The 22,834-nt window shown below is 62.2% G+C and carries 12 protein-coding genes and 1 pseudogene; 9 read left to right on the forward strand and 4 right to left on the reverse strand.

All coding sequences use genetic code 11. The features are described from left to right. Together UP06_RS28015 and UP06_RS42735 are read right to left on the reverse strand one after the other, a co-directional pair. The coding region (locus tag UP06_RS28015) for a type I polyketide synthase (RefSeq protein ID WP_245305563.1) at window positions 1-6,252 on the reverse strand (6,252 nt) is incomplete at its 3' end. A gap of 132 nt (window positions 6,253-6,384) precedes the next feature. Continuing rightward, window positions 6,385-7,218 (reverse strand): annotated as a pseudogene (locus UP06_RS42735) (polyketide synthase dehydratase domain-containing protein); the annotation flags it as partial. A gap of 649 nt (window positions 7,219-7,867) precedes the next feature. Between UP06_RS42735 and UP06_RS28020 the strand changes: the two are divergent. From UP06_RS28020 to UP06_RS28055, 9 genes are all read left to right on the forward strand, one after another. Then, on the forward strand, window positions 7,868-8,692 hold the full coding sequence (locus tag UP06_RS28020) for a metallophosphoesterase family protein (protein ID WP_045006923.1): 825 nt from the start codon (window positions 7,868-7,870) through the stop codon (window positions 8,690-8,692). Further along, window positions 8,689-9,378 carry a 4'-phosphopantetheinyl transferase family protein gene (locus UP06_RS28025; protein WP_045007157.1) on the forward strand — a complete coding sequence of 230 codons (690 nt, stop codon included), beginning with the start codon at window positions 8,689-8,691 and terminating at the stop codon, window positions 9,376-9,378. The genes UP06_RS28020 and UP06_RS28025 overlap by 4 nt, the downstream gene beginning before the upstream one ends. 107 nt (window positions 9,379-9,485) lie before the next feature. Beyond that, entirely contained in the window at window positions 9,486-10,184 is a 699-nt protein-coding gene (locus tag UP06_RS39320) for a tetratricopeptide repeat protein (RefSeq protein ID WP_050032151.1), read from the forward strand. A gap of 16 nt (window positions 10,185-10,200) precedes the next feature. Next, entirely contained in the window at window positions 10,201-11,448 is a 1,248-nt protein-coding gene (locus UP06_RS28035) for an efflux RND transporter periplasmic adaptor subunit (RefSeq protein ID WP_050032155.1), read from the forward strand. A 16-nt stretch (window positions 11,449-11,464) separates the two neighbouring features. Next, window positions 11,465-12,706, forward strand: a complete 1,242-nt coding sequence (locus UP06_RS28040) for an ABC transporter permease (RefSeq protein WP_045006924.1) — start codon at window positions 11,465-11,467, stop codon at window positions 12,704-12,706. Next, window positions 12,703-13,434, forward strand: coding sequence for an ABC transporter ATP-binding protein (locus UP06_RS28045; protein WP_045006925.1), 732 nt, complete (start codon window positions 12,703-12,705; stop codon window positions 13,432-13,434). Before UP06_RS28040 ends, UP06_RS28045 begins: the two co-directional genes overlap by 4 nt. Before the next feature lie 481 nt (window positions 13,435-13,915). Then, entirely contained in the window at window positions 13,916-16,096 is a 2,181-nt protein-coding gene (pabB, locus tag UP06_RS28050) for an aminodeoxychorismate synthase component I (RefSeq protein ID WP_045006926.1), read from the forward strand. An 18-nt stretch (window positions 16,097-16,114) separates the two neighbouring features. Beyond that, window positions 16,115-16,918, forward strand: coding sequence for an aminotransferase class IV (locus UP06_RS40245; RefSeq protein WP_082081655.1), 804 nt, complete (start codon window positions 16,115-16,117; stop codon window positions 16,916-16,918). A gap of 76 nt (window positions 16,919-16,994) precedes the next feature. Continuing rightward, window positions 16,995-20,180 carry a CHAT domain-containing tetratricopeptide repeat protein gene (locus UP06_RS28055; RefSeq protein WP_050032158.1) on the forward strand — a complete coding sequence of 1,062 codons (3,186 nt, stop codon included), beginning with the start codon at window positions 16,995-16,997 and terminating at the stop codon, window positions 20,178-20,180. A gap of 59 nt (window positions 20,181-20,239) precedes the next feature. Here the strand turns inward: UP06_RS28055 and UP06_RS28060 are convergent, their stop codons facing one another. Both UP06_RS28060 and UP06_RS28065 read right to left on the reverse strand, forming a co-directional pair. Further along, window positions 20,240-21,121, reverse strand: coding sequence for an outer membrane protein (locus tag UP06_RS28060; RefSeq protein WP_045006927.1), 882 nt, complete (start codon window positions 21,119-21,121; stop codon window positions 20,240-20,242). Between the two features lie 716 nt (window positions 21,122-21,837). Further along, window positions 21,838-22,755 (reverse strand): alpha/beta fold hydrolase, encoded by a 918-nt coding sequence (locus tag UP06_RS28065; RefSeq protein WP_045006928.1) that lies wholly within the window; start codon window positions 22,753-22,755, stop codon window positions 21,838-21,840. Window positions 22,756-22,834 lie beyond the last annotated feature (79 nt).

Below are 22,834 nucleotides of genomic sequence, written 5' to 3' on the forward strand. Positions count from 1 at the left end.
TGATGCCCGCCGCAAGCCGCTGCGCACCAGGCCGCGATACAGCGCCGGCACGTCGTCACTGAGCTGGCGCTGCATCGCGCCGACATCCAGATGGATCGGGACCAGCATGGCCTCAGGCTGCGCCTGCGCCGCATCCAGCAGCGCGAGCCCGAGCTGCAGCGACAGCGCCTGCACGCCCTGCCGGCGCATCCGCATCAGCTCGGCCCGGCCCAGATGCGCCGTCATGCCGACGCCGCGCTGCTCCCACAGCCCCCACAGCAGGCTCTGCCCGGCCAGACCACGATGTCGCCGCTCCGCCGCAAGCGCATCCAAAAACACGTTCGCCGCCGCGTAGTTCGCCTGGCCCGGACTGCCAAGGGCTGCCACCGACGAGAACAGCACGAACGCCGCAAGATCCTGATCCGCCGTCAGCTCGTGCAGGTGCCAGGCGCCATCGAGTTTGGGCCGCAGCACCCGCTCCAGCCGCTCGACGTTGAGCGCCGGCACGATGCCGTCGTCCAGCAAAGCTGCCAGATGGAACACGCCCGTCAACGGACGTTCCGGCGCGATCGCGCGCAAGACTTTGCTGACAGCGTCACGATCTCCGACGTCGCAACTCACCAGCTCGACCGTCTGCGCACCCAGCCCTTCGAGCTCCGCCAACAGCTCGCTCGCGCCAGGCGCGGCCATGCCGCGACGCGACGTCAGCAGGAGATGACGCACACCGTGCTCAGTCACAAGGTGCCGCGCGACCTCGCGGCCGAGCTCGCCCGCACCGCCCGTGATCAGCACCGTGCCGCCGGCGGCAAGACGCCGCGGCAATTGCACCACCTGCTTGCCGACATGACGACCCTGCGCCATCTGCCGCAGCGCTGCCGGCATCTGCCTGATGTCGTAGGCAACATAGGGCAACGGTTTTAGCACGCCCTGCGCAAACAAGCCCATGATCTGCTTCAAGAGCGCCGGCATCCGATCCGTCGGCAGCACGAACGCATGGTAGCTCACGCCACGGTATTTTGCGGCGATCGCAGCACCGTCACGCCCATCAGCGATCCCCATCTCCAGGAAGCGGCCGCCCCGCGGCAAAAGCCGCAGCGAGGCATCGACGAACTCGCCCGTCAGCGCATTGAGAACGATATCGACGCCCTCGCCTTTGGTTGCCGATCGGAACTGGGTCTCGAAGCTTAGATCGCGCGAGTTGGCGATATGCCGTCCGTCCAGTCCCATCCGTTCCAGCACCGGCCATTTACCCGGGCTCGCCGTGCCATAGACCTCCGCGCCGAAGTGACGGCACAGCTGCACCGCAGCCATCCCGACGCCGCCGGCCGCCGCGTGCACCAGAACCCGATCACCCGACCTGATATGCCCGAGCTCCTGCAGCGCATACAGCGCCGTCAGATAGGCCAGCGGGATCGTCGCCGCCGCCTCGAACGACATCCCCGCCGGGACCCTTGCAAGCTGTTCGGCCACTGTGACCGCGCGTGTGCCAAAACAGCCGCGCCCACAGCCAAATACGCGATCGCCAACCGCAACCGACGTCACGTCCGCGCCGACCGCCTCCACCACGCCGGCAAACTCGAACCCGATGCCGGGCGAGGCAATCTGCCCCAGCGTGATCAGCACATCGCGGAAGTTCATGCCGGCCGCACGCACGCAGACCCGGACATCATTTGGTGCCAATGGCTCCGACAGCTCCGGTGCTGCCACCAGGCTGACGCCGTCGAGCCGGCCGGGATCGGTGACCACCACGCGGTAATCCGGCGCTGACGCCGGTGCCTGAAGTGTGCCCGCGCCAGTGCGCGCCAGCCTGGGTGCCAGCACCGCACCATGGCGCAGCGCCAGCTCAGGCTCCGACGTCGTCGACGTCAGCTTCGCCAGCAGCGATGCATCTGCAAGCACGACATCGACATCGACAAGCTGCAGCCGCCGATCCGGATGTTCCGCACGTGCGCTCCGCACCAGACCCCACAGCGGCGCCCGCGACAGTCCGCTTGCGCCTTCATCCGGACCCGTCGCCACCGCGCCCCGCGTCAGCCAAATCACCGCCGTCTCGTTCAGCCGCGCTTCGCCAAAAATCCCCTGCAGCTCGGCCAGGCCACGCTCCGCCGTCGCATGCGTCGCCGCAAGCACGGGGCCTGCTGGTTCAGCCGGATCAGACAGATGGTCGAACACGATTTGAGCGGGGATCGCTCCGCCTTCGTCGAGGCGCGTAACAAGGGCCGATACGCTCTCGGCGTGATCAAGCCCCAGAGCTGCGGCCAGCTTGCCGTCGCCTCCGACGATCACCGGCGGGGCAAGCGCTTGAGTTCCGCTCTCACCCAAGGCGACCGCACGCCATTCCAGACGATAAAGATGCTGCGCCTCGCTGCGCGCGGCATCGCGGATCTGCGCTTCGCTCGCCTGCTTCAGCCGCAAGCCCCCGACATGCGCCACCACACGCCCGTGACCATCCGCAAGCTGCAGATGCGCCAGCGCCTCGCCCTCGCCGCTGCGCTCGACCGAGGCCCGGATCCGCAGCTCACGCGCACCCGTCGCTGCCAGCGATACCTCCGACCACTCGAACGGCAGCAGCAGCGGAGCGTCAGCACCGCCGTCGAGATCGGCGCCTGCCACACGATCAAAACTCAGCACATGCAGCGCACTGTCCAGCAGCGCCGGGTGCAAGCCGTACTCGTCCGCCGACGGCCACAGCGCTTCCGCAAGCACCGCCCGCCCAACCACGGCATCACCAACCCGCCAGGCCTCGACCAGACCCTGGAACAGCGGCCCATAGCCGTAGCCCCGCGCCTGCATCCGCGCGTAATGACCGCTCAGGTCGATCGCCTCGCCGCCAACAGGCGGCCAGACTTCAAGCCCGCTCTCTTGCGCGGCTTCCTGCTCCGCAGCCTCGCCCAGCACGCCCTGCGCATGCAGCGTCCACGACCCGCCCTCAGCCGCATCTTCCACTCGGCTATAGATGCTCAGGTCCCGGCCTCCGCCGCCTGCCTCGGCACCATCAACCTGAACCTGCAGCCGGACACCACCCTCCGCCGGCAGCACCAGCGGCGCCAGCAGCGTCAGCTGCGACACTTCAGTCAATCCAACCGCACGCGCCGCCGCAAAGCCCAGCTCCAGCAGCCCGGTCCCCGGCAGCAGCACCGTCCCGAACACCGCATGGTCGCCAAGCCAGCCCGCTTCCGACAACGACAACCGGCCCGTCAACAAAAACCCGTCGCTCTCCGCAAGCGGCGTCGCAGCGCCAAGCAGCGGATGCGACGCATCCGACAGCCCCATCGTCGCGGCGTCCCCACTCGCCTTCTCAGCCTCCAGCCAGTAACGCTGCCGCTGGAACGCATAGGTCGGAAGTGACGCAACAGGTGCCGTCGCACTCGCACCGAGAGCCTTCGCCCAGTCGACACCAACACCATGAACATGCAGCGCGCCGAGATTGCGCAAAAGCTCCGACATCCCGCCGCCGTCACGGCGCAGCGATCCCACCACCACGCCATGCTCACCGCTCGCCGCAGACAGCGGCATTGCCAGCACCGGATGCGCGCTCGCTTCCACGAACACGCCGTGCCCGCTACCGATCAGCTCGGCCAGCGCAAGGTCCAGCCGCACCGTCTGCCGCAGGTTCCGGCACCAATAGGCCCCATTCAGCGACGCTCCCTCGCAGCGCGTTCCCGTCACCGTCGAGATCATCGCCACCTGACCTGGCTGTGGCGCCAGATCCGACAGCAAGCCTTCCAGCTCCGGCAGGATCGGATCCATCTCCGCGCTGTGCGAGGCGTAGTCCACATTGACCTGCCGGCAGAACACGCCTTCCTGACCAAGACAGCCGACCCAGCGCTCGACCACTTCAGTCGGCCCCGAGATGACCGTCGAGCCCGGCGTGTTCACCACCGCCACCGACAAGCCGGACCACTCCGCGGCCTTCAGCCGCTCTTCCACGATCGAGGCCGCAAGCTCCGTCACCGCCATGGCGCCGTGTCCGGTCAGGCGGCGCAACAGCTGGCTGCGCAGCGCCACGACCCGCGCGCCGTCCTCAAGCGACAGGATGCCGGCAACCACGGCGGCTGCGATCTCGCCCTGGCTGTGGCCCACAACCGCCGATGGCTGCAGTCCGAGACTGCGCCACACCGCCGCCAGGCCGACATTCATCGCAAACAGCGAAGGCTGGATCACGTCCACCCGCTCCAGCAGGCAGGCTTCGAGAGCCTCATCCCCGCGAAGCACCGACGTCAGCGACCAGTCCGTGTAGGGCGACAACGCCCTCTCACAGGCTGCAATCGCTTGCGCAAACACCGCCGATTCCGCCAACAGGGCTCGGCCCATCGATGGCCACTGACTGCCCTGTCCGGGGAACACGAACACCACACGACCACGATCGCGCGCTTCGCCGACCGACACCGCCGCATGCGAGCGACCCTCGGCCAGCGCACGCAGCGCCTCCACCGCCTCCGCCGCATCGCGCACTGAGATCGCGGCACGCGAAGCAAACTGCGTCCGGTGCAACGCCGCCGTCGCCACCACGGAGCGCCAGTCCGCATCAGGATGCTGCGACAGCCACTCGCCGTACCGACCCGCCTGCGCGCGCTGAGCTGCTTCGTCACGACCGGACACCAGCAGCGGGATCAAGGGCGATGACGATGACGCTTCAGCCGCGCCGTTCACCTCACCGCGGGCAGCCTTCGATCGCGCCGGCGCCTCCTCGATCACGACATGCGCATTGGTCCCGCTGATGCCGAACGACGACACACCCGCACGGCGCACATGCGAGGCCTCACGCGGCCACGCACGTGCCTGCTGCAGCAGCGACAGCCCGCTGCCGTCCCACTCGATCTGGTGGCTGGGATGCTCCGCATGCAGCGTCTTCGGCAGAACCTCGTGCTTGAGCGCAAGCACCATCTTCATCACGCCGAGAACGCCCGCCGCTGCCTGCGTGTGCCCGAGGTTCGACTTCGACGAGCCCAGCCACAGCGGACGATCCGCGCGCCGCGTCGGCCCGAACACTGCGGCCAACGCGCCCGCCTCGATGGGATCACCGAGGCTGGTTCCGGTACCGTGCGCCTCCACGACGTCGATCTCGTCGGGGCTTACGCCGCTCGCCGACAGCGCCGCACGGATCACCCGCTGCTGGCTCGGACCGTTCGGCGCCGTCAGACCCTGGCTGCGCCCGTCCTGGTTCACCGCCGAGCCCCGGATCAGCGCCAGGATCTCGTCGCCATCCCGTTCCGCATCCGACTGACGCTTCAGCACCAGCACGCCGCAGCCTTCACTCCAGCCGGCACCGTCGGCGCCGTCCGAAAAACTCTTGCAACGCCCATCCGGCGCTACGGCGCGCAACCGGCTGAACTCCACAAATACCGACGGCGTGCTCATCACCTGCACACCGCCCGCCAGCGCCAGATCGCACTCGCCCTGCCGCAGCGCCGCGCACGCCAGATGCAGCGCAGACAGCGACGAGGAGCACGCGGTATCGATTGTCATCGCCGGGCCTTGCAGACCCAGCGCATAAGACACTCGCCCGGACAGCACACTGCTGGCCTGGCCTGTCTCAGCATAGCCATCCATCGACTCGAGAGAGATCCCGCTTTGCCGGTAATCGCTCCGCATCGCGCCGAGATAAACGCCCGTACTCGATTCATTCAGCGCTTCCGGCTGAAGCCCGGCCTTCTCCAGCGCCTCCCACACGACCTCCAGCACCAGTCGCTGCTGCGGATCCATCGACACTGCTTCGCGTGGCGCGATCCCAAAAAAGCCCGCATCGAATTGATCGACGTCGTATAGAAAGCCGCCTTCACGTGCGTAGCTCTTACCCCGCGTCTCCGGATCCGGATCGTACAGCGCATGGCTATCCCAGCGCGCCGGAAACGGTCCGATCGCATCGCGCTCTTCCGCGAGCAGCGTCCAGTAGGCCTCCGAATCCTTTACTTCCCCAGGCGTGCGGCACGACATTGCGACGATTGCGATCGGCTCGTCCTTGGCGCGCGACTGCGTGGGAGCTGTCCCAGCGATCACATCCAGTTCCGGAAAGACTTGGCGCAAAAGCAACGCCGCAATCGCCTCCGGAGTCGGATAATCGAATGCCAGCGTCGTCGGAAGCTTGATCCCCACCCGCACCGACAGGCGGTTGCGCAGCTCGACCGCCATCATGGAGTCCAGCCCAAGTCCCTTCAGCGGCGCATCCGCGGGCACGGACGAGGCATTGGGCAACGCCAAAATCTCCGCGATGTTCTCCTGCACCAGAACCACGAGACGTCCGAGCCGCTCGTTTTCGGGCAACCCGCTCAAGCGATGGCGCAGGGCTGATACGACCGGGCCTCGCGCCGCTGTGCGAGGACGCTCCGAGCTTTCCCGCACACGCAAAGGTGCCGGAGACGGCGCTTGTTCAACGTGATGCTCGAGCACTGGCTCGCCTCCAGCCCGGCGGAGCGTCACACACCCCACCGTTGCGACCGGCTGCCCTTTCTCATTCCACAACAACATTGAGGCCGACCTCTGCTCCGAGCTTTCAGATCCGCTCAGATCAAGGCGTACCCTCAACTCGCTGGCCACGTGTGTGTGAAGCGTCACATCCGACCACGAAACTGGAAACGGTATGCCGCCTTCGGCCGCGGCAAAACCCTCCGCAGCAAACACATGCAACGCAGCATCAAAAAGCGCGGGATGAATCCCGTGCTCGCCGGCGCCGGATATCGTGCCGGCGGGCAGAGCCACTTCCGCATAGATCGTCTCGCCGCAGCGCCAAGCTCCGGTCAGTCCCTGCAATGCCGGCGCGCAATCGGATCCCTGTGCACTCAATCGCGTGTAGAGAGTCGAAATGTCGAGTTGCGCCGTTCCTTCCGGGGCCCGCGCCTCCAGAAGCGGCACAGCCGACTCTTCTTGGCCTCGCTCCTCGGCCCCCGCCAGCACGCCCATCGCATGAAGAATCCAGCCGTCCGCGCCCGAAGCCTCATCCAGACCATGGAGAGAAAAGGCACGATGCCCCTGCGCATCGGCAGCCTGCACCTGAATCTTCACCCGCGATCTGCTCGCGGTCGAAATCATCAGCGGAGCGGCCGGCGTCAGCTCCAACACCCGCGGACTGCCCACGGCAAGCCCCGCCGTCAGGGCCAGTTCCAATAACCCGGTCCCCACCAAGGAGACGCGATCGAAGACCTCGTGATGCGCCGACCAGGGATTTTCCGACAGCGACAGTCGGTAACTGATCAACGCCGAACCGGTTAACAGGTCATACGTTGAGCTGAGATGCTGCATGGCGACCAATCACGTCAAAAACAAGTAAGCTACAACTCATACTGGTATCCAGAAATCGTTGGCCACTAAGCGTGGCCCTTCGACGCGCAGTGCTGGACTTTCAACTTCGTCCCGGCGATTCCTCCCTCACATCCGTTGCAAGCTTCGACGAGACACTAAAATGCTGCTCGATGTCCTCAACCGAACGGATGATGCGCTTGTCAGCGATCGGTCTTACAAATTGAAAACCAAGCACCGCCCCGATTGGGTCACAAGGCGCACGTGAACGTCAAACAATTTTACAAACGAAGTGGAGTCTGCCGACATCAGCAGCAAACTAATACGGCGCAGCGAATACGAATGTGACGAGGGCCACACACTTAGCGTCGAGTTTGGGGTGGTCAGGTTGATGGAACCGCAATTTTGGACCCTCCACACGTGAACCCGCTGCTTCAATGCTTGCGGCCAAAGCTACAACAATATCTGCTTCAGCCCGAACTTTTTTCCATTTCCATGGCGGTCATCATCTCAAGAGCTTTTTCAGCACCCAAATTCCGCCAGGATAGATTTCCACTTTAATGGATTGCCAGTCTAATTATACTTGTTCCCAGCGTCCAGACTGGGCGGATGTCGTTCGATCGGGCGACAAGCGAGGCTGAGAGGAGTCGAGGTGCCGGGATCCCTGTTTGCCACCAGTGATCTTCACGGTTCATTCTCGGAGAACAAACGCATCATCGACGAAATGCACCCGGAATCGAGCGACGATTGGCTGATTGTGGCCGGTGATGTGGACGATACGTTCAGTAAGATAGAGAAGACGCTTTCGCTATTGCGGCGCCGGTATGCGAAGGTGATTTGGACACCCGGCAACCACGATTTGTGGACCCTTCGTGACGACCCCGTCCAGCTCAAAGGCGTGGCCCGCTACCAAGCTCTCGTCCAGATGTGCCGTGACAACGACATTCTGACGCCAGAAGACAAGTATGCGATCTGGCAGGACCAGAGCGGTCCTGTAACTATCGTGCCACTATTCCTGCTCTATGACCATTCCTGGCTCGCGCCCGGGACAACAACAAAGAAGGAGTCTCTCGCGTACGCGCACGAGACCGGGGTGGTCTGCGCCGACGAGGTGCTGCTGCATCCGGCGCCTTATCCGGATCGAGAATCGTGGTGTAGCGCGCGGTTGGAAGACGCCGAACGCCGGTTGCTCGCCCTGGGGCCCGAGGTGACGACGATCCTCGTTGGGCACTGGCCGCTTATCCGCCAGCCGACCCAAGCGCTGCGATTTCCGGAATTCGCGCAATGGTGCGGTACGACCCGCACCGCCGATTGGCATGTTCGCTTTCGTGCCAGCGTCGTTGTCTATGGTCACCTGCACATCCCGCGGACAGCCTACTATGACGGCGTCCGGTTTGAGGAGGTCTCAATCGGTTATCCGCGCGAGTGGAGCAGGCGCAGCAAGCCGCCAATGCCGAGGAAGGTGCTGCCGGCATGATCGAACAGCTCCTGCCCCACGGCGTCGTGGCGGTCGAGACTTTTGAGGATGTACCGGGGCAGCAGAGTTTTCCGGGAGAGGAAGCTCTTGTTGCGAACGCAGTCGAATCCCGTCGCCGCGAGTTTATAACAGCGCGTCGCTGCGCGCGGGACGCACTCGCCAAGCTTGGGTACGCTCCGGTTCCAATCCGCGCAGGTCCGAAACGCGAACCGCTGTGGCCGGCAGGCGTAGTCGGCAGCATAACTCACACCGCCGGGTTCCGGGCTGCCGCAGTTGCCTCCCAAAGCGTGTTTGCGAGCATCGGCATCGATACCGAACAGAACGGCCGTCTGCCTGACGACGTTGAGGAATCGATCACAGTCCCGGGAGAGTCCGGGATGCTAGCTGCGTTGTCGCGCGCATTTCCGACGACGCACTGGGATCGGCTGCTGTTCAGCGCGAAGGAATCCGTCTATAAGGCCTGGTACCCTCTGACTGGCCGCTGGCTCGGCTTCGAAGATGCGCGCTTGGCGATCGACCCGGCAGGCACGTTCGCTGCGAAGTTGCTCGTCGATGGCTCCCGAATTGATAATGGTCCACCGCTTGTTGAGTTGTGCGGTCGTTTTGTAATTGCGAATGGCCTAATTGCGACTGCGGTGACGGTGCCTTCCGATGCTGTGGCACCTTGCTCACGACCCGATCCTTGAACCGTGGTGCCGGTATAGTCGACGCATATGTAGCCGGCGACGCGACGGAACTCGGCGATTGATGTTGAGATGCTTTTCTTGCCTTAGAAATTTTGAGGCCATGAGCCATGAAGCGAGCCGTACTAGCGATCATCTGCTACGCCTTGCTGGCAAGCCCCCATTCGGCCAGGGCGGACGCAGTTTTCGACCAGGACATGGCGAGCCGCTATCTACGGGCGGCGCAGTCCGGTGACGACGAAGCTCAGTTCTACCTCGGTGCACTCTATTCGGCCGGCGTCGGCGTGCCGCGGTCCGACCAGGAAGCGTTCCGCTGGTTCAGCCGCGCCGCCAATCAGGGCCATTCGCACGCAATGCTGATCCTTGCCGGCCTCTATGCCACCGGGCGCGGCGTCGAGAAGAGCAATGTCGAGGCCTATAAGTGGGCCTACATCGTCAACGGCGCCTCCCGAGTGGATGAGTTCCGCAACGGCTCCAGCCAGCTCATGGGCGTCCTGGAGAAGCGGATGAACGCGGACGATGTTTACAAGGCCAAGAGCGACGCCGGAAAGTGGCGCGCCGTGGCGACCAGCACGCCCGCTCCGACCGCGCCTCCGGTGGCGGATTACTCACGCACGGCCCCGGTGGTTCCCGCCCCAACGGTGACTAGCGCGGCGCCTGCCCCGGCCGCCACGGCCTCCCCTCCGCAACCGCCCAAGTCCTCCAGCGATGACAATCCGCTGGACGCACTCAGCAAGAACATCTCCAAGGACGACATCGACGACTTCCTCAAGCAGATGCCCGGGCTGCGCAAGAAATTCGGCTATTAGGCCAGAGAGAACCGCGATGAGCATCTTTCGCATATTGGGAATTGCGTTCCTCGCGGCATGCGCCGGCGGCGGCTATTACGGCTACACCAACTATTACAACCTCCAGACGGTCACGACGAGCATTGCGACCATAGCGCCAGTCTCGGAAGCGATCTATGGCACCGGCACAGTCGAGCCCGCTCGCTGGGCCAAGGTCGTGCCGCTGCAGCGGCGGCGCTTGATCGACCTCTGCATCTGCGAGGGGAAGACGGTGAAGGCAGGCCAGGTGCTCGGCCGCCAGGACGACGCCGAAGAGCGCAACGCTCTGAACGAATTGCAGATCTCGAGCCAGCAGGCGGACCGCGACCTCGATCGCGCCACGAAGGACCGCACCAAGGACGACGCCACGCAGAAGGAATATGAGCAGCGCTGGACCCGTGTCCAGGAATACAAGAGCCGTATTGCCGCCCAGCAAACGAGGATCGACCAGCTCGTGCTGCGCGCGCCGCTCGATGGCATGGTGCTACGGCGTGACGGCGAAGTCGGCGAGATCGCGGGCCCCACCGATGTGCTGTTCTGGGTTGGGCCACCGCTGCCGATGCAGGTCGTCGCCGAGGTCAATGAAGAGGAAATCAGCCGCATTGCGGTCGGCCAGAAGGCGCTTCTGCGCAGCGAAGCGTTCCCCGCGCAGGCGTTGCGCGCCAGCGTCTCGCAGATCACGCCGAAGGGCGATCCGACCCGCAAGACCTTCCGCGTGTATCTCTTGCTGCCCAACGATACCCCGCTGCGGATCGGCATGTCGGTGGAAGCCAACATCATCTTCCGTGAGAAGCCATCGGCGACAATCATCCCGGCCGAAGCGGTCTCGGGTGATTTCGTGCAGACCGTCAACAACGGCCGCCTCGAGCGCGTGCCTGTGCGCGTCGGCATCCGCGGCAGCCGTAATGTCGAGGTCATCGGCGATATCTCGCGCGGCATAGCGGTGCTCTCGCCGGCCCGACCCGACCTCGCCGACGGGACACGGGTCCGCATCGACACGAGCAAGCAGGTGACCTCGCCGCAGGAGACGGAGCCCGCCGCAACGCCGGACCCGGTCCAAAGCAACCAGATCCAGAGCAACCAGATCCAAAGCAGCCAGCCGCAGGTCTCAACGACGGTCGCCGCGCTGGCGGCCCCGCCCATCGCCAATCCGGATGATGCGGGGATCTCGTCGGCGCTTTCCGCCCATATCGACTCCGTCGTCAACGACGCCCGGCGCAACGTCGGGAAATTCGCCAATCGCTGATCGGGCACAATCGGAAATGGCCGGCAATCTCCTCGTCAACATCGCCTGGACCCACGTCACGACCAGGGTCCGGCAAACGCTCGTCGGCATGGCGGGCGTGGCGATGGGCGTCGGCTTCACCATCATGATGGCGGGGCTGATGGAAGGTTCCCAGATCGACTTCCTGCGCCAGCTCGTCGACACCATGCCGCATGTGACCGTGCAGGACGAACGACGCGCGGCGCCGGTGCAGCCCGCCGACCGCGAATACGGCGCGGTACAGATGTCGAACGTGGCGAACGTCAACAACCGCCCCGGCATCCGCTATCCGGAATCGATGATGGCCTCACTCCGGTCGTGGCTTCCCGGCGACGTCGCGCCCTCGGTGCGGACCACCGCGATCATCGATCACGGCGGTCGCGTCGGCATCACGCTGATCGGCATCGATCCGCGGCTGGAGGTCAGGGTGTCGAAACTCGCCTCGCAAATGCGGGAAGGCCAGGTCAGCGACCTGCAGCGCGCGCCGAACGCGGTCATCATCGGCGTTGCGCTGGCCGACAAGCTCGCGATCAAGACCGGCGACACCGTCAGTCTGATCGGTGGCCAGGGTACGCAAGTGAGCGCGACGGTCGTCGGAATGTTCCGCTCCGGCCTGAAACGCGTCGACGAGGGACAGATCTACGCGACGCTCGGCACGGCCCAGGTGATGATGGGCCAAAGCGGCATCGTCAACGAATTGCGCGTGCGGCTGAACAACCCTCTCATCGCCGATGTGATCGCAAAACGGGTCGAGGGGCAGATCGGCTACAAATCCGTGTCGTGGCAGGAGGCCAATTCCGACCTGCTCTCAAGCTTCGCGGTCCGCGACTTCATCGTGCTGACGGTGATGGGCGCAATGCTGCTGACGTCGTCCTTTGCGACCTACAACATCATCTCGACCATCACCAACGAGAAGCGCCAGGACATCGCCATCATGAAATCGCTCGGCATGCGCGAGACGGCCGTGCGCAGCATCTTCATCATGGAAGCCGCCATCATCGGCCTTGTCGGAATGATTGCCGGCTGGGCCATCGGCTATGCGCTTTGCTATGGCTGGTCGCAGATCACGATCTACAACACGCTGACCGGAACCAACGTCCCGATCTCGATCTATTATTCGCCACGGCATTACCTCATCGCCGGCGGCATCTCGCTGCTCTGCTGCACGGGCGCGGCGTTCTTCCCCGCGCGCAAGGCGACGCGGGTCCATCCCGTCGAAATCATCCGAGGCGCCTCATGAACGAAATTGCATTGCAGGCGGTTGGACTGGTGCGGCGCATCGAGGGCGCGGTCTCGCACACGCTCGTCAACGGCATCGACCTCGCCGTCAACAAGGGCGAATTCGTCGCCATCACCGGTCCCTCCGGCTCGGGCAAATCGTCGCTGCTCTATCTGCTCGGCCTTCTGGACGCGCCAACCGATGGCGAAGTCATCATCTGCGGCCAGCCGACCTCGAAACTGTCCGAGGATGACCGCGCCCATGTGCGGCTGACAAAGTGCGGCTTCGTGTTCCAGTTTCACTTTCTGCTGCCGGAATTCACCTCGCTCGAAAACGTGCTCTTGCCGATGCGCGCCGAGGGCAAGATGAGCGAGAAAGATATGCAGGCGCGCGGGCTCGATCTGCTCGGATCGCTCGGGTTGCAGGATCATGCCCAGAAGCGGCCGAACCAGCTCTCTGGCGGCCAGCGCCAGCGCGTCGCGATCGCGCGTGCACTCTCTAACCGGCCCGAGATCATCGTCGCGGACGAGCCGACCGGCGCGCTCGATGCGTCGTCCACGGAACAAGTATTCAGCATCCTACGCGAGATCGCCGATCAGGGCCGCACCGTCGTGGTCGTGACCCACGATCCCGCGCTCGCCGCCCGCGCCGACCGCCGCTTGCATATCGTGGACGGAAAGATCGCGCAGACGTTCGAGGGCCAGAAGCTCGCGCCGGAGCCGGTGGTCGCTGCGCCGACCGGTCTCTGACTTACCCGTGCGACCGGCTGCTGTCGCTGCCCGCTATCGCTGCGAAGCTGCTCGTCGATGGAACCCAAACCGGTCTAGCGCTTGTTGAGTTGCGCGGCCGCTTCATAGTTGCGCATGGCCTCATTGCAACTGAGGTGGCGGCGCCATCCGAACCTTGGCGCCAGTTATTAGACCAAATTGTAACGAGCCGACGCGAGCGAAGTCGGCTTTCCATGTCGCGATGCTCATTTAAGCGTCGGCGACAGACGCCGAAATTGCCTCTTTGTTGATCGACATTGCTCTTCTGATGAACATCATTGGACCAGGACTTGGTCGACAATCGAAAACTAGCCAGTGCTTATTCTGCTGAGTATATTCTTGCAGAGAACTATGAGACGTACGTCACATCGCCGGTTAGCATTTTCTATTAAAACAAGAAGAGTGCTCTCGATATCACGACCTTCGTTTTTCAAATGAAAACACTTCATGGTCTGGTGCAGCAATGCGATTGGTGGTCATAGATAACTACGATTCGTTCACCTATAATCTCGTTCATCTCCTCGCTGAAATTTGCCACGAGCCACCGCTCGTCGTGAAGAATGACGAGATTTCCTGGAATGAGCTCAAGCAGAAGCAATTCGATGGAATTGTGATTTCACCAGGACCTGGTCATCCAGAGCAGCCGGGTGATTTCGGTCTCTGCACGAGCGTTATTGAAGAAGCCGAAGTGCCGCTGCTTGGTGTCTGTCTCGGTCATCAAGGCATAGCCGCGCTGTCAGGAGGCAGGGTAGTTCGCGCGCCCGCGCCGATGCACGGACGAACTTCGCTCATTCATCACAACGACACCGGCCTCTTCAGCGGAATTCCTTCTCCCTTCAGGGGCGCTCGGTACCATTCGCTGGTCGCGCAGCAGCCTGTCCCTTCGTGCTTGGAGGTGACCGCCTGGACAGAGGATGGCCTGATCATGGGGCTTGCCCATCGCGATCGGCCTCAATGGGGTGTTCAATTTCACCCCGAGTCCATCATCACGGAGCACGGCCGGAAATTATTGGAAAATTTCTGTCGGATGATCGACGCGTCAGGAAGTCACTCAAACGGACAGTCATTGAATGGCAAGTCCTTGAATGGCAAGTCGTTGAATGGCGCGTCTCCGAACGGCAAATCATTGAATGGCTCCGCACACAGGAAGGAGCTGGCAGCAGCTCGCAAGCGAACGTTCTGGAAGGAGATTCCGCGCGAGATTGACATGGAGGACGTATTCACGTCGCTCTTTTCCGAATCCCCCCATGCCTATTGGCTTGATAGCAGTCTCGTGGAACAAGGTCGGGCTCGCTGGTCCTATGCAGGCGATGCATCAGGTCCAAACGCGGCCTGCATTCAATATCGATGCTCGGATAAGCGTATCGAAATATCCGACCGCACCGGGAACCACATTAAGCACACTGGAATTTTCGAATATTTGGAACGGATAGAACCCAGTCGCCCGGAACCGGCTCCTCCCTGCCCGTTCGTAGGTGGATACGTCGGATGGTTCGGCTATGAACTTCGGAACGATTCCGGCTCACCGACGGATCGAAGCGCAGCGACGCCGGACGCGATGTTCATCTACTCGGACCGTTTCATCGCGGTCGATCATGTCGAGAAGAAAACTTATGTTTTGGCTATCGATGAACCGTCTAACGCAGATCGGGCGAAAAAGTGGATCGATCACACCATCGCTACGATCGAAAGGGCAGCCCCCCCGGCAATGCCTGAGGTTCGGAACATACCAAATGAGCCCATCAAGTTTTACCTGGACCGCGACAGGGAGACCTATCTTTCCGACATCCGTCGATGCCTGGATCTGATAGGGCAAGGCGAAACTTATCAGGTCTGCTTGACGAACGAGTTGCATTGCAACTCCGATGTGGACCCGTTGACGCTCTATCGAACCATGAGGAAGGTCAATCCTGCCCCTCATGCTGCATTTATCAGGTGGCCCGAAGGCGCCGTCCTTAGCGCCTCGCCCGAGCGCTTCCTCGCAATCGACACAAACGGGAGAGTCGAGACCAAGCCGATTAAGGGCACAATCAAACGCGATCAGGATCCTCTCAAGGATGATCAACTCGCGGAGCAATTGAGAACGAGTGAGAAAGACCGCGCAGAAAACGTCATGATCGTGGATCTGTTGCGAAACGATCTCTCGCGAAGCTGTACTCCCGGCAGCGTTCGCGTGCCGAAGCTGTTCGATGTGGAATCATATCGCACGGTTCATCAATTGGTCAGCACCGTGACCGGCACGTTGGAGCTTTCTGCCAGTCCAGTCCAATTGATCCGGAATGCATTCCCCGGCGGCTCAATGACCGGCGCGCCCAAGACCCGCACCCTGCGATTTATCGACGAACTGGAGGGGCGAGCCAGAGGCGTATACTCAGGTTCGTTGGGCTGGCTAGGTACCGATGGGGCGGTCGACCTGAGCATCGTGATAAGAACCATCGTTGCGAGCGGAGGACGTCTATCAATGGGCGTCGGAGGCGGCGTCGTAGCTGCTTCAACCGCGGAGGGCGAATTCGACGAGATGCTTCTGAAGGCCGCGGCCTCGATCAAATCCGTCGTCGTGGCACTCACTGGTGGGTTTAGTCCGGATCGATACGAGCTTGTAGGTGCGGACGAAGCTGGCGGCTCGCCGACGAATCCAAATTGACCATTGTGAGATCCTCATATGAGCGCCGTCTGGCTTAACGGAGATTTTGTTGATCAGAGTGACGCTCGTGTGCTTGTCACAGATCGAGGCTTCACTCTGGCTGACGGCATTTTCGAAACGATCAAAGCCGTAGGCTCTACTCCATTTTGGCTGTCTGAACATTTCGCGAGGCTAAAAGCCGGAGCAGGCGAGATTGGTCTGTCGATTCCCTTTAGCGAAACTCGCATCTCCGATGCGATCGATCGACTGCTTGCGGGCGCAACCGTGGATACTCCGGGTGCAATCCGACTGACAGTCACGAGAGGATCAGCGGCAAGAGGGCTCTGGCCGAAGGAAGCTGCTTCACAATCGACTTGCGTTTTGACCGTAGCACCCAGCCCCGCCACGCATCCGCAAGATTTTGTCGTCTGTCGATCCACGCGCCGAAACGAGCACTCTCCTCTCTCAAGGATCAAGTCATTGGGTTACGGAGACAATATTTTGGCCCGAAGGGAGGCAATCGATCGCGGCGCTGATGACGCCATCATGCTCAATACGCAAGGGCATGTGGCGTGTGCAACTGTCGGCAACGTATTCTTCAGGATCGAAGGCGCTTGGGTAACACCGCCGAAAGTCGACGGAATATTGCCCGGATTGGCCCGCAGACGCTTCATTGCAGAACTTGGAGCCACCGAAGCGTCCATTTCCAGCGACACGCTTCGGAAATCGGATGCGGGCTTCGTTTGCAACAGTCTGGGGTTTTCACAGATCAAGAGCATCGATCGGCGTGATTTATCCGGAGATTTGACCGGGATTTCAACCCGGGAAGTCTATTCGCCGTAGCGAATGTGGCCCTCCAGCCGTGGCTGGTTTGCTACGGCGAGAGCGGGCAAGGAGCAAAAGAGTGACGTGTGCACATTTGTTCTTCGCCGACTTACCAGGGCTGTTCAGATCAAGTTGGTGGCGCGGACTGGCTGCCTTTCTGATTGCCGTCGGCGTTGCTCTGGCGCCGGCCGCGGCGCAGAAGATCGATATCGAAGCTGCGCAGAAACGTTTCGCGGCGCTTTATGCAGCCGGCAAATATTCCGAAGCTCTGGCGCAGGCCCAGTCGACCGAGGCCGCAGCCAAGCGCGCCGGCACCAGCAACATCACTTACATCCTGGCACTCAACGACCTCGCGCGCGCTCATCAGGAGTTGGGGCACTACACCGAAGCTGTCGCTATGTTCAAGCAGGTGGTCGATGCCTTGCAAAAGAATCTTCCGCCGTCCGATCCGCGAACCGGGCAAGCTCTCGCCAACCTTGCCACAGTATATCTGCTGCAAGGCAACGGCGTTGAGGCCGAAGGGCTGTACAAGCGGGCTCTCGATATCGCGACAAAGTCGCTCGGACCGGCCGACCCCGCTGTGGTCAGATTGATCGGCAATCTCGGGGATGTCTACACGAGCCAGGCGCGTTACGCGGCGGCGGAAGCGCAGTATCAGCGGGCGCTCGATTTGGCGGAGAAGATTAACGGGCCCAACAGCCTGCAGGTCGCGCTGGTCCTCAACAATCTCACCAAGGTCTACGAGGACCAAAGCCGTTTCGGTGAGGTCGAGACAGCGACCAAGCGGGCGCTTGCAATTCGCGAGCAGCAACTTGGTCTAGACCATCCCGATGTGGCCGCAAGTCTCAACAACTTGGCGCACGTCTATGAGCGAGTAGGCCGCTATGCCGAGGCCGACAGCCTATTTCTGCGCGCCATCGAGATCTGGGAGAAGGCCCTAGGCCCAAATCATCCCCGCCTCGCCACGTCGCTCCTCAACCTGGCGAGCGTATACGCGGACGAAGGCCGGCTCGACGAGGCCGAAGCGCTTTACCAACGCGCTCTCGGCATACGGGAGGCGGTGTTCGGCCCAGACAGTCTCAGCGTGGCCACAATCCTCAACAATCTCGCTGCGATTTATGAATCCGAGGAGCGCTACAACCACGTCGAAACATACGCCAAGCGAGCGCTCGCTGTTGTCGAAAAATCGATCGGCGGGGAAAATCCCGACACTGCAAAAGTGCTCCGCAAGCTCGGCGTCGCCTACGACGGAGAGGGGCGCTACGCCGACGCGGAAGCGCAGTTCAATCGGGCACTTGCCATCTTCACGAAGGCATTCGGACCGAGCCACCGCTTCGTCGCCACGGTTCTGATCAGCCAAGGCCATTTGTTCGAGCATCAGGGCCGCTATCCGGAGGCCGAACAGGTCTACAAGCGCGCACTCACGATCAACGAGAAGGCGCGCGGCGTGAACCATCCGGAGGTTGCGAGAGGGCTCAACGATCTCGCCTTGTTGTGCATTTCGCGCGGCAATCCAACTGATGCGATCGCCTATTCTCGCAGGGCAACCGCGGCCATCCTCGCGCACGCTGACGAAGATGTATCGGCGGGGAAATTGTCGGGCAACGGCTCGGACGGCTTGATCGAGCAGCGCGGCGACATTTTTGTAACGCATGTCGCCGGCCTCGCGGCCGCCGTGCGCGCCGGAACCGGTTCCGCCGGGGCACTCGGCCAAGAGGCGTTCGAAGTGGCTCAGTGGGCCATTCAATCATCGGCCGGCGGTGCCCTCCAGCAACTTGGGCCGAGATTTGCTGCGGGCAACGATGCACTTGCCGCGCTGGTGCGCACGAACCAGGACCTGTCCAACTATTTGCATGATCGCAACAAGACGCTGATCGGCGTGCTGTCGAACCCGGATGGGCAGTCGACCACTGCGCAGGCCGACGAAATCCGCAAGACTATCGCCGATGCCGAGAATAAGCTGGCGGCCAACTCAGCACAGCTGCAACAGCAATTTCCTGAATTCGCCAAGCTCGCCATGCCGAAGCCCTTGCAGGTCGAGGATGCGCAGAAATTGTTGGGGTCCGACGAGGCCCTCGTTTTTGTTGTGACCGGTGAGAAGGAGAGCTACGTTTTTGCCCTGACGGCCAATGACTTCGACTGGCATACGATCCCCATCGGGGGAGCCGGCCTCGCCGATGAGGTCGAGAAGTTCCGCAAAGGACTGGACGTCGATAAACTTCAAACATTCGACCTCAACCTCGCACACCAATTGTTTGGGCAACTGCTTGGTCCGGTCGACGGGCTTATCAAGAACAAGCGCCAGTTACTTGTCACATCATCGGGGCCGTTGACGGCCCTGCCGTTTCACCTGCTAGTGACGGAAAAGCCGACGCAATTGTCGGTACAGCTCAATGGCAAAACACCCGAGCAGGATGCTCCCGCCTATCGCGACGCTGCGTGGCTGATCAAGCGCCAGGCGGTCACCGTCCTACCTTCGGTCGCGAGCTTGCGGACGCTGCGCTCGTTTGCGCGCAGAGACCTGGACTTGAAGCCGATGGTCGGATTTGGCGACCCGGTTTTCAGCCCCGACCGTGCGCCGGGAGACGCCAGGGGCGCCGTTCACGCGAGGGGCATCGCCAGGTCCTACACCGATTATTGGCGGGGCGCCGGTCTCGATCGTTCGGCGCTAGCTTCCGCGCCAAGTCTTCCCGACAGCGCAGATGAACTCAGGGCGGTCGCGTCGGACCTTGGCGCGGCTGCCTCTGATATCCATCTCGGTCGAGACGCGAGTGTGACGACCGTGAAACACACGCCGCTCGAGAATTATCGCATCGTCTATTTCGCGACGCATGGTCTCGTCGCTGGCGATATCAAGGGCCTTGCCGAGCCGGCGCTGCTTCTCTCTCTGCCCGCCCAACCGAGCCCGGACGATAATGGATTGTTGACGGCAAGCGAGGCCGCGCAACTCAAGCTCAATGCGGACTGGGTGGTACTATCGGCATGCAACACGGCGGCGGGTGAAAAGCCGGGCGCCCAGGCTCTTTCCGGTCTCGCCCGAGCCTTCTTCTATGCGGGAGCGCGCGCTCTTCTGGTGTCGCACTGGCCTGTTGCCTCCGAGGCGGCAACGCGGTTGAGCACGTCGACGTTTGATACGCTCAAAGCGGACCCGACGCTGGGCCGCGCCGAAGCCTTGCGGCACGCCATGCTTGCCTACCTCGGTGATAGGTCGTCGGCGACCAATGCTCACCCTGCGATCTGGGGGCCGTTCTCACTGGTCGGAGAAGGCGCCAAGCAGTAGACCAAAGGCGCTTGGAACTCAGGCGGCCAACGGCGGAACCCAATTCGCTTGGGCCGCGTTCAGAAGTCGAAACCTAGCCCCACGCGAACCGTGTGGAAGGCCTCGCGCACGTCAATCGTCGCACTGCTGGACGGCGCGCTACAACCTGTTGGAGCGGCGCAAACGGTGTTCACCCCGACGGTCTTGGTATAGCTACCATAGTCCGTGTAGCGATATTCCACCCTCGCCTTCCATCCTCCCCAAATAGCGGTCTCGATGCCAGCACCGACCGTTCCACCGACTCTGGTGTCCGACCAGTCTGCTCTGGACGTCGCCGTGCTTCCGGCAGTAAGCACAGGCGTCGTGACGAAAAGTACGCCTTGGTACGAAAACGAGCCGCTGATTTGCCCGATCGCCACGCCGGCGGTGCCATAGACGAGCGTCGAAGGAGTCACGAGCCATCCGTAACGAAGCCGAAGCGAGCTGTCCCAGGTCTGCTTGATCGCGCCGTACTTGGTGTCAGACCGATAGTTGGCGCAGCCAGCGTCGAAACAGACGAAGGGCAGCGACACCAGAGCCGTGTTCTCGGCCTTTTTCCACGACCAATCGCCTTCAACACCGACCACGCTATTCCCGAACTGCCAGCGGTATCCAAGAAATGGCCCGATCGTGTAGCTCACCGGATGACCGCCAAACGCGAACTGCGATTCGAAGCAGCTCACGTTGTACGGAAAGGCAGCAGGACAAACATAGGCACCCGGCTCAACGAAGTTATTGTTGACCGAGCTGACGCCATTGGATCCGCCGACCTGGCCGCCGGACCAATTGTTGCTCGCAGTTTGCTGCGTTTGTTGCGGCTCCGCCCTTCGCTTCGGGGCTATCTGCATGTCAGCAGCAAAGGCCGGTTCCACCGCCCCAATCGCGAATACAAAAATGAGTCCCGAAAGAAATCGCTTCTTCATGATGTCGCCCCAACGGTCGGATCATCGAAATGCCGAGTCGATGTTAAGCCTGAACCGCACGAACTGGTATGAAGGAGAGCGCACGCCAGCTCTCGAAGACTTCTTTTGTAAGGTTGTGTTTCTGCCAAGCAACACTCCCCACGTCACGTCGAGATGAAGTGCTCGCGTTTCAACCGTTCGGTTGAGAAAATGTTGGGACGACTGTGATGGCTATCACGCTCCGCGATGGAACTTACAGACGAGCCGATGCCAGCAACCTGCTCACAATCTCATCAACAGCGAGGCTTGGCCGAGCATCGGCTACCGGGTTGTGACGTTCATCACCTTGCCGGGACACGCCGTGGAAGGCGTAGTCCTCGAGACAATGCCGGATGCCGCGATGCTGGCTGTCTTTTCGGAAGCTTTCCGACATACGAAAGAGTTTGCGTCATCGCGGATCTGACGGCCGGCTCGACCTGCGCGGCAATGAACCAGCAGACCAGGACAAGCATGCCCAGCTGAATCCATAGGGCCGAGGTGGCATCCAAGCCGGCATCGACCAGGAAGCGAGTGATCGCGGTGCAGGGTGATCTTCGCCGTGAGCATCGCGCAGAACACGAGTCCATAGAACGCGGTCCCCTTTGACACCGCTTTTACCTAACCTGGACCCATCGCTGAGCTTGACCGCCAGCCATGTGCATAACCGCATGTCTTGAAAAACCTGTCGCCCGGATAACTCACGCCGCCTTCGCGCTTGCGCCATGTGCGTGCTTGTCGATGGCGTCGATGATCTCTGGCCAGATCGCCATGGGAAGCGCGTGGCCCATGCCCGGAACGATCATCAGCTTGGCGCCTGGAATGGAGGCCGCGGTATCCTGACCGGCCTCCGGATCAACCAGCGGATCGGCAGTACCGTGGATGACCAGTGTCGGCGCCTTGACCTTGGCCAGCCGTTCCCTGCGGCTTCCCGATGCAAGGACGGCCCGGATCTGCCTTTCGACGCCAGCCGGATTGATCCCGCGATCGAAGACACGTTCGGCGCGCGAGCGGTCGAGGGCTTCATCCTCGGGAAAGCGGCCTGCCCGGAGAACCTTCCAGTTTCGCTTGAAGCGCGCGATGAATTTTTCGCGGCTCTTGGGTTGCGGCTCCGTCAGCAAGGAGACCGCTTCGTTGCTTGGCTGCGGCAAGTCGGGATCGCCCGTGGTCGACATGATCGAAATCAATGACCGCACGCGTTCGGGAAAAGTAATTGCGATCTCTTGGGCAATCATGCCGCCCATGGAAGCGCCGACCATATGCGCCGAGCGAATGCCGAGCACGTCCATGAGCGCGATCGTGTCCCGGGCCATATCGCGTAGCGTGTACGGCGCTGCGGGCGGGATGTTCAAAAAACGTACTTTCAGCATTTCCCACAGCGTCAGGCTCTTACCGCCGCTGAGCTTTGACGATTGGCCGGTGTCGCGGTTGTCGAAACGGATGACGCGAAATCCGCGTGCGGCAATCTGCTCGCAGAAGGCGTCGTCCCACTGCACCATCTGGCCGCCAAGCCCCATGATCAGCACCAACGGCTCGGCTCCGGCTTCACCGAAAATTTCGTAGCAAATGTCAATGCCATTAGCTTTAGCGACCCGCGGCGGCTTGTGGGCGACTGACATGGCGAAGCTTCTTCAACTGGTTTCTAACTCTCTGTAATGCTTTGCGCCGCCGTGTGGTTCCAATTGAGCTCGCCAGGAA

It is taken from the genome of Bradyrhizobium sp. LTSP857 (assembly GCF_000938285.1).
In the GTDB taxonomy this organism is placed as follows: domain Bacteria; phylum Pseudomonadota; class Alphaproteobacteria; order Rhizobiales; family Xanthobacteraceae; genus Bradyrhizobium.